Origin of the sequence: Micromonospora sp. NPDC005194 (assembly GCF_040608335.1) — a bacterium.
In the GTDB taxonomy this organism is placed as follows: domain Bacteria; phylum Actinomycetota; class Actinomycetes; order Mycobacteriales; family Micromonosporaceae; genus Micromonospora.
Genome location: NZ_JBEXIA010000002.1, coordinates 158,660 through 173,942, shown reverse-complemented (window position 1 = coordinate 173,942; position 15,283 = coordinate 158,660). Strand labels below are relative to the sequence as shown.

Below are 15,283 nucleotides of genomic sequence, written 5' to 3'. Positions count from 1 at the left end.
CACACTCCGGCCGTGAGTTACCGGGACTGGGGACGCGGGGAGGGCAGCCCGCGCGAGCGCCCGCCGACCGCCTCGTGGGGTGGCCCCATGCTGCCCGCTCCGGTCGAGCCGTACGACGAGGACGCGCGCTATCGCACCTCCAGTCGGCGACGCGCGCTCGACCGTGGGCAGGACGAACCGGTCGACGCCTACCTGCCGCGATGGGCGCTGGAGTCGGGGGTTCGGCACGCCGACGGCGGCGGCCGGCACGCCGCGCCCGACGAGGACGAGGACGCGCCCGAGCCCGAGTTCGAGGTCGAGCGTCCGAGTTCCGGGGGCGGCTGGCGAAGCACCGAGACGACGGGTGCCCGACGGCGTGCCGTCGAGACGGGTTGGCGTGAGCGGCCGGCGATCGGCGCGGGCCCCGATTCGGACCACACCCGGGAGTGGACGCTCGACCGACCGCAGGATGGGGGGTACGCCGGCCGTCGGCGTGCCAACGCGGCAGAGGAGGAGCCGGTCTCCGGCGCGGTCCCGGACCGTCGTCCCCGCCGTGCGCCCGTCGGCCGGCCCCAGGTGATCTGGTCCGGTGGGGACCTGGAGTCCGACCCGGCCGACGGGACGTCTCGTCCGGAGCCGAGCCGGCCGACGCGGCGCAGCCGACGGGCGGCGGAGGATTCCTGGACGCGTCCGGCGGTGGATCCGTGGGAACGCGGATCGGAGCGGGCGGCGGAGCCGGACCCGTCGTACGCGCCCGCGGTGGACCCGTGGGACGCCTCGGGTGTGCACGCCTGGCCGCCGGCCGGCCCGGACGGCGCCGACCTGAGCGAGCAGTGGTCGCAGGCGGAGAACATCGGTGGCTGGGAGCGGTCGGACCGCACCGGCCAGTGGGAACGCTCGGCGGTCGAGGACGACCAGTGGGACCGGACGCTCCCACCCCGTTCCGACCGGTTCACGGCGGCCGAGGGGTGGTCAAGCCGGGACAACGGTTTCTGGTCCGGCACGCGGTTGTCCGGCGACGATCCGCGCTGGATGGATGCGACGACGTCGGCACCCCGGTCGCCGGTGGTGGGTTACACGGCTCCGCGACCGCGCAGTGCTCCCGTACCCCCTGATGGCGCCCGGCGTCGGTCGGACCGGCCGCCGGTCGGCGCGGCGTCGGTCCGACGGCGGGTGGAGTCGGTGGCGACGGGCGGTTGGGCGCGTCGTCTGGAGGACGACCTGCTCGACCCGGATCCCGGTGGGTCCGTCCGGCCGCTGCTCTACACCGCCGCCTGCTACCTGGTGCCGGCAGTGCTGATCTTCCTGTGGTTGCTCACGCTGGACGGGCAGGCGCCGGCCGGGTGTGTCACCGACATCAGCGGGGGTGGCTGCGACTCCGCCCGGTCACGCGCGTTGGAGTCGCTGCTGGCCGGCTCGCCGCGTTTCGGGTTGGCGCTGGTGAGCAGTCTGGTGGTGGCGGCCCTGCTGCGGCGGGTCGGCACGACGTGGCGGTCGGCCACCATCGCGCTGGCCGCCGCGGTGGTCGGCGGTGGCCTCTCCACGGTGCTGATCAGCGCGGTGACCGGTCAACCGATCGGCTGACGGCGAGCCGGTCACGCCAGGGCATTGACGGCGAGCCGGGCACGCCAGGGCATGCGCGAGGGCCCGCACCGATCGCTCGGTGCGGGCCCTCGTCGTGGTGCAGCTGGTCGTCAGCCCTGAACGACGTTCAGGTTGAACGACGCGGTGACCTCGGGGTGCAGCTTGATCTTCACCGGGTAGGTGCCGGTCGACTTGATGTGACCGGGCACCTCCAGCCGGCGGCGGTCGAGGACCGGGCCGCCGGCGCCCTTGACGGCGTCGACGATCTCGGCCGAGGTGACCGAGCCGAAGAGCCGACCGCCGTCGCCGGCGCGGGCCTTCAGGTTGACCTTGAGACCCTCGAGCTGACCCTTGACCTCGTTCGCGTGGTCGAGGTCGCGGATCTCGCGGGCCGAACGGGCCCGCTTGATGACCGTGACCTGCTTTTCCGCGCCCTTGGTCCAGGCGATCGCGAAGCCCTGCGGCAGCAGGTAGTTACGGCCGAAGCCGTCCTTGACCTCGACGATGTCGCCCGGGGCACCGAGGCCGGACACTTCCTCAGTCAGGATGATCTTCATATCGGTGCCTCCTCTCAGCGGGCCGTTGCGGTGTACGGCAGGAGCGCCATCTCGCGGGCGTTCTTGACCGCGCGGGCGATCTGCCGCTGCTGCTGCGAGGTCACGCCGGTGACCCGCCGAGCGCGGATCTTGCCGCGGTCGGAGATGAACTTGCGCAGCAGCGCCGTGTCCTTGTAATCGATATAGGTGATCCCGTCCTTGTCGAGCGGGTTCACCTTCTTCTTCGGCTTGCGAAGTGCCGCAGCCTTGGCCATTGACCTTGCTCCTGGTTTGCGATCGCGGGCGCTCGGCGCCATTAGAACGGAGGCTCCTCGTCGAAGTTGCCGCCCGAACCGGCACGCGCGGGAGAGGGTGCGGCCGAAGCCCAGGGGTCGTCGAAGTTGCCTCCGCCGCCACCCTGGCCACCACCGCCGCCACCACCGAAGCCGCCGCCACCGCCACCGGAGCGGGACATCTTCTGCACCTTCGCCGTGGCGTAGCGCAGCGACGGGCCGATCTCGTCGACCTCAAGCTCGATGACGGTGCGCTTCTCGCCCTCGCGGGTCTCATAGGACCGCTGACGCAGCCGGCCCGAGACGATCACGCGGGCGCCCCGCTGCAGCGACTCGGCGACGTGCTCCGCCGCCTGACGCCACACGGTGCAAGCCAGGAAGAGCGGCTCGCCGTCCTTCCACTCATTGGTGGTCTTGTCCATGAAACGGGGCGTCGAAGCGACCCGGAACTTGGCGACCGCCGCACCGGACGGGGTGAACCGCAACTCGGGGTCATCGGTCAGGTTGCCGATGACCGTGATGGTGGTGTCTCCTGCCATGACCATCTCCTCGCGCACTCAGCGTCTCGTCGTACAGGCTCTCAGAGCCGTACGACAGAGTCGCGGAGGCTGATCCGGGCGAACCGGGTTGAATGCCGGACTGAATGCTTAGCGCATCTCCGGCCGGATGACCTTGGTGCGCAGCACGGACTCGTTCAGCCGGAGCTGACGGTCCAGCTCGGCCACGGCAGCAGGCGTAGCCTGCAGGTCGACGACGGCGTAGATGCCCTCGGCCTTTTTGTTGATCTCGAACGCGAGGCGCCTGCGGCCCCACACGTCCGTCTTCTCAACCGAGCCACCCGCGGTCCGAATCACGTTCAGGTACGTGTCGAGCGACGGGGCGACGGTGCGTTCCTCGAGGCTGGGGTCGAGGATCACCATGATCTCGTAATGACGCAAGACGTGCTCACCTCCTGTGGGCTAAGCGGCCACGGTCCTTCCGTGGCAGGAGGTCGTGCGTCGCTGCCCGCACGTGCCGGGGGAACCCGGCCGGACGCGGACAACCTGACCAGGATACCCGGTCCGGACGATCATGCCCGGGGCGGTCGGGCCAGTGCCCCGGGCGTGCCGACGGGGACCCACCACCCGACCGTCACTGGTCGGTGGCGAGCCCCCGTCAACGAGGCCGCGGAGCGTCCCGTCCGCATTCCTTGGGTGGGACCTGGGGAGGAACGACCACACCGATGAGGTTGGACCGAAGACGCCCCGCGGAGCTTTATCGTGTTGTTATCTGACGATACAACGGCTCTCGTCCCTTGTCGGGGCAAAAGGCAGAATTTTCCGAGATTCTGCAACGGCGGAGATCTGGTACGTCGAGGGGTCGCCCCCGCGGTGCCGGGCCGCGCCGCGGGGATGACCTCGCTCTCGGGCCGACGAGCGCCGACTGCCATGCGCGGCGGACCCGCCACGCGCAGCCCCGGGCCGTGCTCGCCGGGTTCCATCCCATCAACGATCGTCGAGCAGCCGGGGTGACGCGACGAGCGACGACACCGCGCCAGCCGTCGCCGCAGCCGTCGGGGTCGCGACGTAGGCTCGCTGCCATGCGTATCGGAGCCCACGTCGATTCGACCGACCCGCTGGCGGAGGCGGCCGCCCGGTCCGCCGACACCGTGCAGTTCTTCCTCTCCGACCCGCAGGGATGGAAGGCCCCCAAGCCGCGGGAGGACGCCGAGCGGCTGCGCGCGGCCGAGGTCGACCTCTACGTGCACGCGCCCTACGTCATCAACGTGGCGACCCTCAACAACCGCATCCGGATCCCCAGCCGCAAGCTGCTGCTCGGGCACGCGACCGCGGCGGCCGCGATCGGCGCCAAGGGCCTGATCGTCCACGGCGGGCACGTCAACGCCGGGGACGACCTGTCGGTCGGCTTCGACAACTGGCGCAAGACCTTCGCGTACGCGGCGGACTCCGGCGGCTTCGGCGTCCCGGTCCTCATCGAGAACACCGCCGGCGGCGACAACGCCTGCGCCCGCCGGCTGGACGCGCTGGCCCGGCTCTGGGACGCCATCGGCGACCACGAGGTCGGCTTCTGCCTCGACACGTGCCACGCGTACGCCGGTGGCGAGGAGTTGCTCGGCCTGGTCGACCGGGTGAAGGCGATCACCGGTCGGATCGATCTGGTGCACGCCAACAACTCCAAGGGCGCGTTCAACTCCGGCCAGGACCGGCACGACAACCTGGACGGCGGGACGATCGACCCGGAGCTGGTGGTGGCCGTGATCCGGGCCGCCGGGGCGCCGGTGGTCGTCGAGACCCCGGGCGGCGTGTCCGGTCAGGTGGCCGACATCGACTTCCTCCGCCAGCAGCTCGGGACGGAGCGCCCGGCCGCATGACCACCGGACAGCCCGGGAGCCCCCGGCCCACTCCGACCGACGACGCCCCGAGCCGACCGGCGCCGACGCGCGCCGGGGACCCGCCCGTCCCGCCGGCTTCCGCCACCGCCACGTCTTCCACCGACGCGACCGCCAACACCGACGCGGACCGCCCGACCCGCGCCGATGACACGCCATCCGGCGCCGCTGGGGCCGAGGGCGCCACCGCCCCGAACGGCCGACCAGAGCGCGACGCCACGAAGAACGACATCGCCAAGGTCGGCGGCAGGAAATCCGCCGCGAAGCGCGGCAGCACGAAGGGCGCCGCAGTCAAGGGCGCCGGGGTCAAGGGCGCCGCGGTCAAGGACGTCGCGGTCAAGGACGTCGCGGTCAAGGACGTCGCGGTCAAGGACGCCGACGAGGCCGAGGGTACGAAGGCGGATGACGCCGACGGTCCGCAGAAGGCCGACGGTGACGCGAAGCCGGGCGACGCGAAGCCGGTCGAGGCCGAACGCTGGGAGGCGTTCGCCTCGGCGCCGGAGCCGCGGCCCAGCCGACTCAGCCGAGCCGCCCGCGCCGTCGGACGGTTCCTGGTCCACGAGTGGACCCTGGCCACCCTCGGCGCGCTGGCGCTGGCCGTGCTGATGACCTGGCCGACGCTGCGCTACCCGCGCTACACGCTTCCGCAGGACACCTGGGACCCGAGCCTGCAGGCGTGGCAGATGGCGTGGTCCGGGCACATCCTGCTGGCCGACCCGGCGCGACTGTGGCAGTCCAACACGTTCTTCCCGGAGCTGTGGAGCTTCGCGTTCTCCGACACGCTGCTCGGCTACGCCCCGGCCGGGATGCTCGGCAGCGGCCCCGAGGACGCGGTGCTGCGCTACAACATCGTGTTCGTGCTGGCGCACGCGCTCGCCACGCTCGGGGCGTACGCCCTGGCCCGGCAGCTCGGTGCCGGTCGGATCGGCGCCGCCGTGGCCGGGGTCGGCTACACCTACGCGCCGTGGCTGCTGGCCCAGGCCGGGCACCTGCACGTGCTCTCCAACGGTGGCATCCCGCTGGCGCTCGCGATGCTCGCGCGGGGGCACGGCTGGTCGCTACGGCACGGCTACCGGCCGGAGCGGCGGCATGACGGCTGGGTGTACGCCGGCTGGCTGGTGGCGGCCTGGCAGGTCAGCCTCGGCTTCGGCATCGGCCTGCCGTTCGCGTACTTCCTGGCCGGCGCGGTGCTCGTCGTCGCGGTGCTGTTCGGAGTTCGCCGGCTGAAGTCCGGCCGGGCGCTGCCGTTCGGCCGCCGCCTCCTCGTGGCCGATGTGGTCGGTGGGGTGTTCTTCGCCGGGGTGGGCCTGCTGATGGCGTTCCCGTACTTCAAGGTGACCGAACTGCACCCGTACGCCGAGCGGACGATCCGCGACATCAGCATCTTCTCGCCGCCGGCGTCCGGCTTCGTGACCGCGCCGGCCGAATCACGAGTCTGGGGTGGGTTGCACGAGGGCGCCCGCGCGGCGCTGCCGTGGCATCCGGAGATGACGCTGCTGCCGGGCTTCGTGCTCTACGCGCTGGCCGCCGGTGGGCTGTTCTTCTCGGTCTGGCGGCTACGGCACCGGCTGCTGTTGCTCGTCGGGGTGCTGGTGACGATGGCCTTCGCGATGGGCACCCGCTTCTTCGACGGCACGTTCACCTACGTGCCGCTCTTCGAGCACGCGCCGGGCTGGAACGCGCTGCGTACCCCGGGCCGGTTGATGCTGTGGACCACGTTGCTGCTCGCGTTGCTCGCGGCGGGCGCGGTCACCGCCCTCACCGACCGGGTCCGTGAGCTGGCCGCGCAGCGGATCCCGTCCTGGCCGGGGCCGTGGCTGCGGATGGCCACCCTGCTGCCGCTGCTGCTGGTCACACTCGAGGGCCTGAACGCCACCCCGCATCCGGTGGTGCCGGCCCAGCCGGCGGCGATGCGCGCGGCAGAGGGACCGCTGCTGGTGCTGCCCAGCAACCAGAGCATCGACCAGCACGTGATGCTCTGGTCGACCGACGGGTTCCCGGACGTCGTGAACGGCGGCAGCGGTTTCACGCCTCGGCAGCTCGACGACGTCCGTCGGGTGAGCCAGTCGTTCCCCGACCAGACGAGCGTCGACTACCTGCGGACGTTCGGCGTCCGCACGGTGGTGCTGCTCCGCAGCCAGGTGCCCGGCACGCCGTGGGAGATCACCATCGACGCGCCGGTCGAGTCGCTCGGCATCACCCGCCAGGACGTCGGCGACGCCGTCGTCTACCGACTCTGACGCCTCTCGCTACCTGAGGTTTGCCTGGCAACACGTCCGCCCGCCGGACCAGTGCCATGGCGTGGTCACCCAGCGGCCTGCCGATGGCGTCGGTATCACGGCGGAGATCCATCGTTGGCAGCCAATGGGGTCGACGCACCCCGGGCCGCGCACCCGGATCGGCCGCAGCCACGCTCAGCGACGGCGCGTGACGGTCGGCCGATGTGACGGCGATGAGATAGCAATGACCACTCACCCCACCCTGAGGGCTCCCTGATCCCCCGGTGCCATCCGCGCGTTCTTCAGCCACCACGGCCCTTACGTTCCGGCCTTTCGCACGGCATCTGAAGACGAATGCGGCCGCATCGAGTCCGAGAGGAGTCCGATGGCTCGTCGACGTTCCCGATCTCCGGCACTACTCATCGCCGCGGTGGCCTGTGCGGTGCTGCTTCCTCAGTCGGTGCACGGCGTGGCATTCGCAGCAGCCGCGCCGGTTGCTCCGCCACCCCCGGCGGACAGCCCGTCGTTCACTGTCGATCCGCAGCGTCGGGCTGATCTCCTGACCGAAGGCTATAAGGAGTCGCAGGACGTCGCGTGGACGACGTCGGGAGACGGCGACGGCTTCCACGTGCTCGCCGCGACCGCCAGCAGCGGTTACACGTGGCGGACCGTGGCCAGTCTTTCCGAGCCGGGCTTCGATGCGGACCAGTGGATCGGCAACGCCTGCCTGACCGGTTCCGGTCGTCGGCTCGTTGTCGTCTACGCGCCGCGCGCCTTCACCAACAAAGCTGATCTTTTCGATCGCGGCGGCTTCACGGCAACTGTCGACCTGGTGACCGGCTCGGTGCGCAAGCTGCCGGTGCAGTCATCGCTGGCCTACTTCAACCCGGGCTGCGGCGCGGACGAGACGGCGGTCCTCACCCAACTGGGCGGCCAGCTACCGAACGACCAGGTCGACGGGCCCACCCGTACTCGACTGTTCCGCCTCGATGCCGGCAAAGGCGAGCTCTCACGACCGATCGTGGTCAATGCCGAGGTCACCTCTGCCCTGCCGGTGGGGCGCACCATCGTGGCCGCCGGGAGTTCGCGCCTGGTGCAGGTGCGGGGCGACGGCACGCTGACGCCCGTCGCCTCCACCTCGGGAACACCGTTCCAGCTCAAGGCGGACGGCGGCGGCGGTGTCGTGTTCATGGACCGCACGGGTGACCGGGTACGGGTCCGGCTTGCCGTTCCTCAGTCGAAGAACGAACCGCGAACGCTCGCGGAAGGGCAACTGTCCAAGCTGAGCGTCACGCCTGGCGCTGGTGGCCGGGCCTTCATCACCGGTCGAGCGGACCGGACGCACGCACTACCGAAGAACGTGTCGAAGGTCGAGGTGGCAGCCGGATCCCAGCTGTCTTCGCACGGGCAGTTGGCGTTGACCGAGGTCCGCTGGGCCGGTCAGGCCGACCCACGGGTTGCGGTCCCGGACCCGACGTCGCCGCGGCAGGTGAAGATTCAGGCCACCGTGTTGACCAACGGCAAGAAGGTCGATTTCCAGGTGCGACCCGGTGACGCTTCGGACGCCCAAGCCGCCGAGGGCAGGCGCATTCATCCAAAACTCTCGTCGGCCGGCGGGGGTAGCCGGGCCTCGGCAGCCGCCGCAGGCTCACCGACCAACCCCGTGGAGGCGGAAGCCTACTGCTCGGTCCCGCGCAACGATCCGCGCAACCAGGCATTGCAGCCCAAGCCGCGCCAGGTCGAGTGGGCAATCGACCAGGCAATCACCAATTCGCTCTACGTGCAGCGGGAGGCCAACTGGAAGAACCTCGGCATGTCTGCCTACCGACCTCAGGATCTGTTCCCGCCGATCCAGTTGGTAGGCGGCGGCCGCGTTCCGGCCCAGGTCATGCTGGGCATCGCAGCGCAGGAGTCGAATCTCTGGCAGGCGTCCTTCCACGCTGTCCCGGGCGTCACCTCCAGTCCTCTGATCGGCAACTACTACGGCCGCGACATCTACAACAACACCGACGTGGACGACTGGGACATCAGCTGGAAAGACGCAGACTGCGGGTACGGGGTCACGCAGGTCACTGATGGTATGCGGCTGGCGGGCCGGGAGAAGGATGGCGAGGTAGCCCTGCCCGCGTACAAGCAACGCGCCATCGCTCTGGATTTCGCCGCGAACATCGCTGCCGGGCTGCAGATTTTGCAGTCGAAGTGGAACCAGACCCGAAATGCCGGGTTGATCGTCAACAGCGGGGATGCCGGCGGGCTTGAGCACTGGTTCTTCGCTCTCTGGGCGTACAACAGTGGCTTCCACCCGGACCTGGGCGACGGATCCCCGTGGGGCGTCGGTTGGGGCAACAACCCGATCAACCCGAGGTTCCGGGCGGACCGCGAGCCCTTCCTGGAGTACACGTACGCCGACGCGGCGAACCCGCAGTTCTGGCCGTACCAGGAGAAGGTGCTCGGTTTTGCCGGCCACCCGCCGGAGTTGCTGGAGGGCCCAGATCAGTTGGTCTCGGGCTTCCGTGCCGCTTGGTGGAACGACACTCGGCAACGGATCACCGTCAAGCCGCCGATCGATCAGTTCTGCGACGACTCGAACGACTGCCACCCAGGGGAGTTGCACCTTCCGAATGATCCGGACGTGGTGGGCGAAGCCGCAGGCCCCTGCGCCCACAAGAACTCCGCAGGCCTGTATGACCTGAGATGTTGGTACAACCGGCCGGTGAAGTGGAAGGAGGGCTTCGAGGCCGGCAATGAGGTGCTCCGATTCGATCCCGGGTACGCCTACCAGGAGGATGCCACCAGCTACGCACCAAACTGCAGCCTGTCGGGCTTGCCGAGCGGCGCTCTTGTCATCGACAACGTCGTCGACGGCACCCCGTCGGTCCGGCCGGGCTGCGGACGGCCCTGGACGAACGCCGGAACCTTCAATCTGGACTTCGCCGCAGACAGCACCGGCCACTACCCATCCAAGGTCGATTTTCACCAGATCGGTGGCGGATTCGGGGGGCACTTCTGGTTCGCGCACACCCGCCGGCCCGATGACCTGGGGGGCAAGTTGCGGGTGTCCGGGACGTGGTCGCTGAGCCAGCAACTCCAGGGCTGGGCCCGGGTGATGGTGCACATGCCCGACCAGGGCGCGCACACCCGGCAGGCCGAGTACGAGGTAGACCTCGGACAGGGCTTCGACAAGGGCAAGAAGCGGGTCCTGCTGCAACGCACCCAGGAGCACCGCTGGGTGTCCCTGGGTGTCTTCAAATTCGCCGGCACTCCCCGCGTCCGGCTGTCGACCGACACCCAGGACGGCACCGGGGTGGAGGACGTGGCGTGGGACGCGATCGCGGTGCAGAAGCTGAACGCGAAGCCGCGTCACCAGGTGGTGGCACTCGGGGACTCGTACTCCTCCGGCGAGGGAGCCTCGGAGAACCGTGGTGCCGACTACTACCGCGAGACCGATTTCAAGCAAGTCAACGGCGATGTCGCGCTGTTCCAAAACGACTGCCACCGCTCCAAGTACTCCTGGTCACGGCAGGCGGTGCTGTCGGACAACTCGGCATCGATCGGCAGCCGGGCCGATTCCTGGGATCCGCAGATGGATTACCAGTTCCACGCCTGCTCGGGCGCCCGGACTCACAACCTGCTGCCCTTCCGTACCGTCCCCGCCGGGCAGTCACCGCCGGCGAACGCGTTCAACAAGACGGGCAGCGGCTCGTACGGCGAGGTGTCCCAACTGGACAAGGGTTTCCTCGATGAGAACACCACCCTGGTCACCCTGTCTATCGGGGGTAATGACTCCGAGTTCAGCAAGGTGATCCAGGAATGCATCTACGGGTCCGGCCTCCAACTCTGCCAGGACAGCACGTTGAAGGGCGACACCGAGCCGGTGAGCACGGCCACCAGAAAGCGCATCGAAGGGCCGGTCAAGGAATCACTCAAGATCGTGCTCAGAGAGATCCACAAGAAGGCGCCATCGGCCAAGATCCTGCTGATGGGCTATCCCAAGCTGGTCGAAGGGTATTGCGTCCTCGGTATCGGCGCCGCCGAACTGCCCTGGCTCAACTCCACAGCCGAACTCCTCGCGACGAAGATGGAGGAGGCGGTCAACGAGGTCAGGGCCGAGGGGGTCCAGGTGTGGTTTGGCAACCCGATCCAGCGCTTCTCAGGCAAGGGCATCTGCGGTTCACCGGAAACGGTGAACGGTGTCATCAAGGACCTCACCGCCGGTGAGGAAGGACCGCTCAAGAGCCCGATACCGGACTCGTGGAACGTCTACGGGGTGTCACAGCAGTCGTTCCACCCGAAGATCAGTGGCGCCGGTATCTACGCTCAGGTGATGAACGACGTCACGCAGGAAAAGATGGGGCTTTGACCAGACCTTCATCATCCGTGCCCGCGAGAAGGCTGCTCGGCCTTCTCGCGGGCACGGCCCTGGCCGCGTCGAGCCTCGGCTGCGGTGCCCCTGACCAGGAGCAGGAGGCCACGGATAAGGCCACGGCTGTGGTCCGCGACAAGGCGGAACGGTCCCGGCAGGCGATGGCGAACGCGCTGGCCGACCCGTCGGCCCCGCGCCAGGAGGCGCTGCTCGGTGCGATCGCCGAGTTGGTGGAAAGCGGGGAGCGCAACGGGTTCGTCTTCGATCGCCGGTCTGAGCCGGGTGATCGGATCTGGCTGGACGTAGCCTTTGACGGCACCGGCAACGCCGGAGGGCTCGCGCCCGCCGAGGTGACGGTGCGGCTCTGTGTACGGTTCAGCGGCGCCCGGAGTGCAGAGCCCGAGGTGACGATGTCAGACACCGATTGTGACACCGGCCTCGACCGGACACTCGGCCAGGCGGACACGACGGTCGGCCTACGGAAGTGATCGCTCCTCCGGTACGGCTCCGGTCAGGCGAGCAGGTGCTCACCGTCGGAACCGACGCCGTGCCATTCGCTCCCGGCGGCGGCACGTAACGGAGGTGCCGCATCCCAGCGCGGTACGGCACGCACAAGCCACAGCGTCAGACCCGCACGTCCCCCTCGGTGACAGTCGTCGGGGTGCTGGAGCGTAGGCGGAAGCGGTCGATCCAGCCGGCGTCGGGTGCGCCGTCGAGCACGCCGCCGTCCGGGTCGTCGGCATAGGTGGTCCGTACCGCGTCCTGCTCGGGGTGCAGGATCTCCCGGATGACCAGCACGCACAGGGTCACCACGGTCGCCAGCCGCAGCGTCGAGGCCAGCACGAACACGCCCTCCGGGAAGACCGGACGGCTGGTCGCCGCGCCGAGCAGCTCACCGTAGAAGGCCACGAAGTAGCAGACCTCGGCGAGCTGCCAGGCCAGGAAGGCACCCCACTTCGGGCGGGCCAGCACCACCAGCGGCAGCATCCAGAGCACGAACTGCTGGGACCAGACCTTGCTGAAGATGAGGAACGCGGCGACCACCAGGAAGGCGAGCTGGGCGAGCCGCGGCCGGCGCGGCGCCCGCAGCGCCAGCACGGCCACGCCGAGGCAGGCCAGCCCGAACAGGGCGTACGAGATGGTGTTGAGGACGGGGATGTTGGTGTTCAACCATTCGAACGGGCCCTGCTGGCCGGGGTCGTTGCCGACCTTGCCGTCGAGGTAGCGCCCGATGTACCAGAGCGTCCCCCAGTCGATCGGCCGGGTGGTGTTCAGCTCGAAGAACCGACCCCAGTTGTCGGGGTTGGCCCGGTAGGCGGGCAGGTTCACCAGCACCACGGCCACCACCGCCGCGCCGAGCGCGGTGAGCGCGGCGCGGAGCCGGTTGGCCCGCAGCGCCAGGATGAGGATCGGCCCCAGCAGGAACAGCGGCCAGAGTTTCGCCGCGCCGGCCAGGCCCAGCAGTACGCCGGCCACCGCTGGTCGTCGTCGGGCCCAGGCCAGCAGACCGAACGCCGCCAGTCCGATGGCGAGCAGGTCCCAGTTGACGGTGGCGGTGAGCACCAGCGCCGGGGCGAGCGCGAACAACGCGGCGTCCCAGGGTCGTCGGCGGCGCAACGCCAGGATCACCGCCACGGTGGCCACGGCGAGCGCACCGAGCACGAGCGCGTTGAGGTTGTAGAACCACTGACCCTGGTTGATGCTCGGGTCGCCGTCGCCGATGGCGTGCACCGGCAGACCCAGCGCCCCCATGAAGTAGCCGGTCAGCACCGGGTACTCCACCGGGTGGTCCCGGTAGGGCACCTTGCCCTCGTTGAGACCCTCGGCGTAGTAGAGGGCGAGCACGTCCGTGTAGCAGAACCGGGTGTACTGGACGTTCTTCTGCCAGGCGCCGTCCTGGCACGGGGATTTCTGCACCCAGTGCAGCGCGAGCGTGAGGCAGGCAAGCGCCAGGACGATCCGGACGGCGGTCCAGAACCGGCGTTCCTGCCCGGCCGGCCGATCCAGGGCCGTCGCGTGGTCGCCCAGCGGACCGCCGATCGCGCCGGAGAGGCCGCGGACGAACCCATCGGAGCGGGACGGGTGGTCGGTGGTTCCGGCGTCGTCGATGCCGGGCGTCGACTGGGTGCTCATAGAGAGGCATCCTGCCGTACTCGCAGTAGTACGTCATGTGTCCCGAGCCGTCCATTCAGGTGGCAACCCAGCGCGATCAGGGCCTGAGACCCGCCGGCCGCCGCCCGCACCCTGACCTGCTCCCCGCGCTCGGACTGTCCGAGCTGTGATCGATTGATGAGACAGCCGGACAGACTTCGCGCCAATCGGGCCACAGCATCGACTCGTTTGAGCCCTGCGAGCCCGTCATCACGGTGAGGGGATCGGATTGAAGGGTTCGGTAAGAACCATGGGGTGGCTGGTCACCGCCGGCGTGGCCAGTGCAGCACTCGCCGTACTGCCAGTGTCAGCGGAGGCAGCGGGAAGTACCGACAAGCCGGGCAGGGCGTCACGGACGCCTGCGGCCGCGGACAAGCTGTTCTCGGCTGACACCCAGGGCGCGACGCCGGCACAACGCGCGCGGATGGCCGCCGAGGCACCGCTGGCCGCAGCGGCGGTACGTATCCGCACTGCCGGCGAGGCGAGGCAGTCAGGCTTCGCGGGAGTGGCGCTTCGGCAAGGAACAGTGACTGTCTATTGGAGGGGCAAAGTCCCGGCGGACGTGCGCCGCGTGCTTGATCAGGAGGGTGCGCGCGTTCCGGTGAAGGTGGAGCCCGCCCGCTACGCGGCCCACGAACTCGCTCGAGCTGCCGAGAAGATCAGGGCCAGCGGCAACCGGTCGATACGGTCTGTCGCCTACACCGTGCGGGGCGACGGAATTACGGCCACCCTGTCGAGCGGTGCCAAATCTTCTCTCCAGCTGCCGGACGTCGGCGTGCCGGTCACGGTGCGGCGCGAGCCGGATCTGCCCGCGCTCGGCGGGAGGACCGGAACGTCAGATGGCCGCAGCACCTCTGCTGGAGTTGCTGCCGCCGCAGTCACCTGGCCCAGTCCGAGCCGCCAGGATGACACGACGCCGGCATGGGGAGGCGCACACATCATCAACTCGAGCACTAACCGCGGCAATGGCGGTTGGAGTGTTCGACTTGATTCCGGCGAGGTTGTCGATGCCGACACGAAATGGCACTGCACCTCAGGCGTCCCGATTCTGGACGACGCCACGAACACCGAACTGATGGTCGGCCCGGCGAGTTGTGGTACTCCCGGTCAGACCTACGTCGACCCCAGCGGGGACGTGGTGAACGAGACGGCGGGCGTCAACGCAGCCTGGCATAAGCCAATCCGCGGCGTCACCTTGACCAAGCCGAAGGGTGGTGCCGATCCGGCTGTTTATGACGGCACCGGCTGGACGCAGGACGGTTGGCAGATCGATGCCTGGGAGTCGCCGATCGCCGGCCAACAGGTTTGTGTTTCGGGCGCCGAAACCGGCACCTTCTGCGGGGTGGAGATGACCGAGTTCGTCGGCAGCAACACCGTATGGATTGAGAGTTACCAGGGAGAACTGGAGGAGACCAGGGGTGTATCGGTGATCAAGGCCGACATCAACGAGCCCGGCACCCTGTGGCCTGATCGCCGCACGTACATCCTGAAAGATGGAAGCCCATGTAATGGTTTCCCGTTCTACAAGGATTTCGATTCGATCGGGTGCAGCTCCATCGCGTTCGGCGATGGAGACATGGGTGGAGCCGTCTACACCATACCCAGGGAAGGACCCGAGTCCGGAATTCTGATCAAGGGGATCATCGTGCGGATTCACAGTGGGCGTGACGAGAACCCATTCAACTACGACATGGTGGGTGTCGACAAGATTGCGGCTGCGTACCCCAACATGACCGAACTGACCGTCCGCAACGACCGACGATGAAGGA

General features: G+C 69.1%; 11 protein-coding genes. 6 read left to right on the top strand and 5 right to left on the bottom strand.

Features of this window, described 5'->3' with window-relative positions:
• Positions 1 to 12: 12 nt before the first annotated feature.
• Entirely contained in the window at positions 13 to 1,563 is a 1,551-nt protein-coding gene (locus ABZU53_RS02360) for a hypothetical protein (RefSeq protein ID WP_355063378.1), read from the top strand.
• Positions 1,564 to 1,673: 110 nt separating this feature from the next.
• Here the strand turns inward: ABZU53_RS02360 and rplI are convergent, their stop codons facing one another.
• From rplI to rpsF, 4 genes are all read right to left on the bottom strand, one after another.
• Positions 1,674 to 2,120 carry a 50S ribosomal protein L9 gene (gene rplI / locus ABZU53_RS02355; RefSeq protein WP_355063376.1) on the bottom strand — a complete coding sequence of 149 codons (447 nt, stop codon included), beginning with the start codon at positions 2,118 to 2,120 and terminating at the stop codon, positions 1,674 to 1,676.
• A 14-nt stretch (positions 2,121 to 2,134) separates the two neighbouring features.
• Complete coding sequence (rpsR, locus tag ABZU53_RS02350; RefSeq protein ID WP_007073789.1) at positions 2,135 to 2,374, bottom strand: 30S ribosomal protein S18; 240 nt, start codon at positions 2,372 to 2,374, stop codon at positions 2,135 to 2,137.
• Between the two features lie 41 nt (positions 2,375 to 2,415).
• Positions 2,416 to 2,949, bottom strand: a complete 534-nt coding sequence (locus ABZU53_RS02345; protein ID WP_234582687.1) for a single-stranded DNA-binding protein — start codon at positions 2,947 to 2,949, stop codon at positions 2,416 to 2,418.
• 90 nt (positions 2,950 to 3,039) lie between these two features.
• Positions 3,040 to 3,330 (bottom strand): 30S ribosomal protein S6, encoded by a 291-nt coding sequence (gene rpsF / locus ABZU53_RS02340; protein ID WP_007453836.1) that lies wholly within the window; start codon positions 3,328 to 3,330, stop codon positions 3,040 to 3,042.
• A 641-nt stretch (positions 3,331 to 3,971) separates the two neighbouring features.
• Between rpsF and ABZU53_RS02335 the strand changes: the two genes are divergently transcribed.
• The 4 genes from ABZU53_RS02335 (at position 3,972) to ABZU53_RS02320 (ending at position 11,851) form a co-directional block, all read left to right on the top strand.
• On the top strand, positions 3,972 to 4,763 hold the full coding sequence (locus ABZU53_RS02335) for a deoxyribonuclease IV (RefSeq protein WP_355063374.1): 792 nt from the start codon (positions 3,972 to 3,974) through the stop codon (positions 4,761 to 4,763).
• Positions 4,760 to 7,021, top strand: a complete 2,262-nt coding sequence (locus tag ABZU53_RS02330; protein WP_355063372.1) for a hypothetical protein — start codon at positions 4,760 to 4,762, stop codon at positions 7,019 to 7,021. Before ABZU53_RS02335 ends, ABZU53_RS02330 begins: the two co-directional genes overlap by 4 nt.
• Before the next feature lie 364 nt (positions 7,022 to 7,385).
• On the top strand, positions 7,386 to 11,360 hold the full coding sequence (locus tag ABZU53_RS02325; RefSeq protein WP_354855764.1) for an SGNH/GDSL hydrolase family protein: 3,975 nt from the start codon (positions 7,386 to 7,388) through the stop codon (positions 11,358 to 11,360).
• Between the two features lie 164 nt (positions 11,361 to 11,524).
• Positions 11,525 to 11,851: a hypothetical protein gene (locus ABZU53_RS02320; protein WP_354855763.1), complete on the top strand. Its 327-nt coding sequence runs from the start codon at positions 11,525 to 11,527 to the stop codon at positions 11,849 to 11,851.
• A gap of 136 nt (positions 11,852 to 11,987) precedes the next feature.
• Here ABZU53_RS02320 and ABZU53_RS02315 read toward each other — a convergent pair whose 3' ends face one another.
• Positions 11,988 to 13,496, bottom strand: a complete 1,509-nt coding sequence (locus ABZU53_RS02315) for a glycosyltransferase 87 family protein (protein WP_355063370.1) — start codon at positions 13,494 to 13,496, stop codon at positions 11,988 to 11,990.
• 268 nt (positions 13,497 to 13,764) lie between these two features.
• Between ABZU53_RS02315 and ABZU53_RS02310 the strand changes: the two genes are divergently transcribed.
• Positions 13,765 to 15,279, top strand: a complete 1,515-nt coding sequence (locus ABZU53_RS02310) for a hypothetical protein (protein ID WP_355063368.1) — start codon at positions 13,765 to 13,767, stop codon at positions 15,277 to 15,279.
• Positions 15,280 to 15,283: the final 4 nt, after the last annotated feature.

Excerpts from the sequence above, each read along its gene's own strand:
- rplI (WP_355063376.1), bottom strand. The coding sequence starts at position 2,120 with ATGAAGATCATCCTGACTGAGGAAGTGTCCGGCCTCGGTGCCCCGGGC.
- rpsR (WP_007073789.1), bottom strand. The coding sequence starts at position 2,374 with ATGGCCAAGGCTGCGGCACTTCGCAAGCCGAAGAAGAAGGTGAACCCG.
- ABZU53_RS02335 (WP_355063374.1), top strand. The coding sequence starts at position 3,972 with ATGCGTATCGGAGCCCACGTCGATTCGACCGACCCGCTGGCGGAGGCG.
- ABZU53_RS02330 (WP_355063372.1), top strand. The coding sequence starts at position 4,760 with ATGACCACCGGACAGCCCGGGAGCCCCCGGCCCACTCCGACCGACGAC.
- ABZU53_RS02325 (WP_354855764.1), top strand. The coding sequence starts at position 7,386 with ATGGCTCGTCGACGTTCCCGATCTCCGGCACTACTCATCGCCGCGGTG.
- ABZU53_RS02320 (WP_354855763.1), top strand. The coding sequence starts at position 11,525 with ATGGCGAACGCGCTGGCCGACCCGTCGGCCCCGCGCCAGGAGGCGCTG.
- ABZU53_RS02315 (WP_355063370.1), bottom strand. The coding sequence starts at position 13,496 with ATGAGCACCCAGTCGACGCCCGGCATCGACGACGCCGGAACCACCGAC.
- ABZU53_RS02310 (WP_355063368.1), top strand. The coding sequence starts at position 13,765 with ATGGGGTGGCTGGTCACCGCCGGCGTGGCCAGTGCAGCACTCGCCGTA.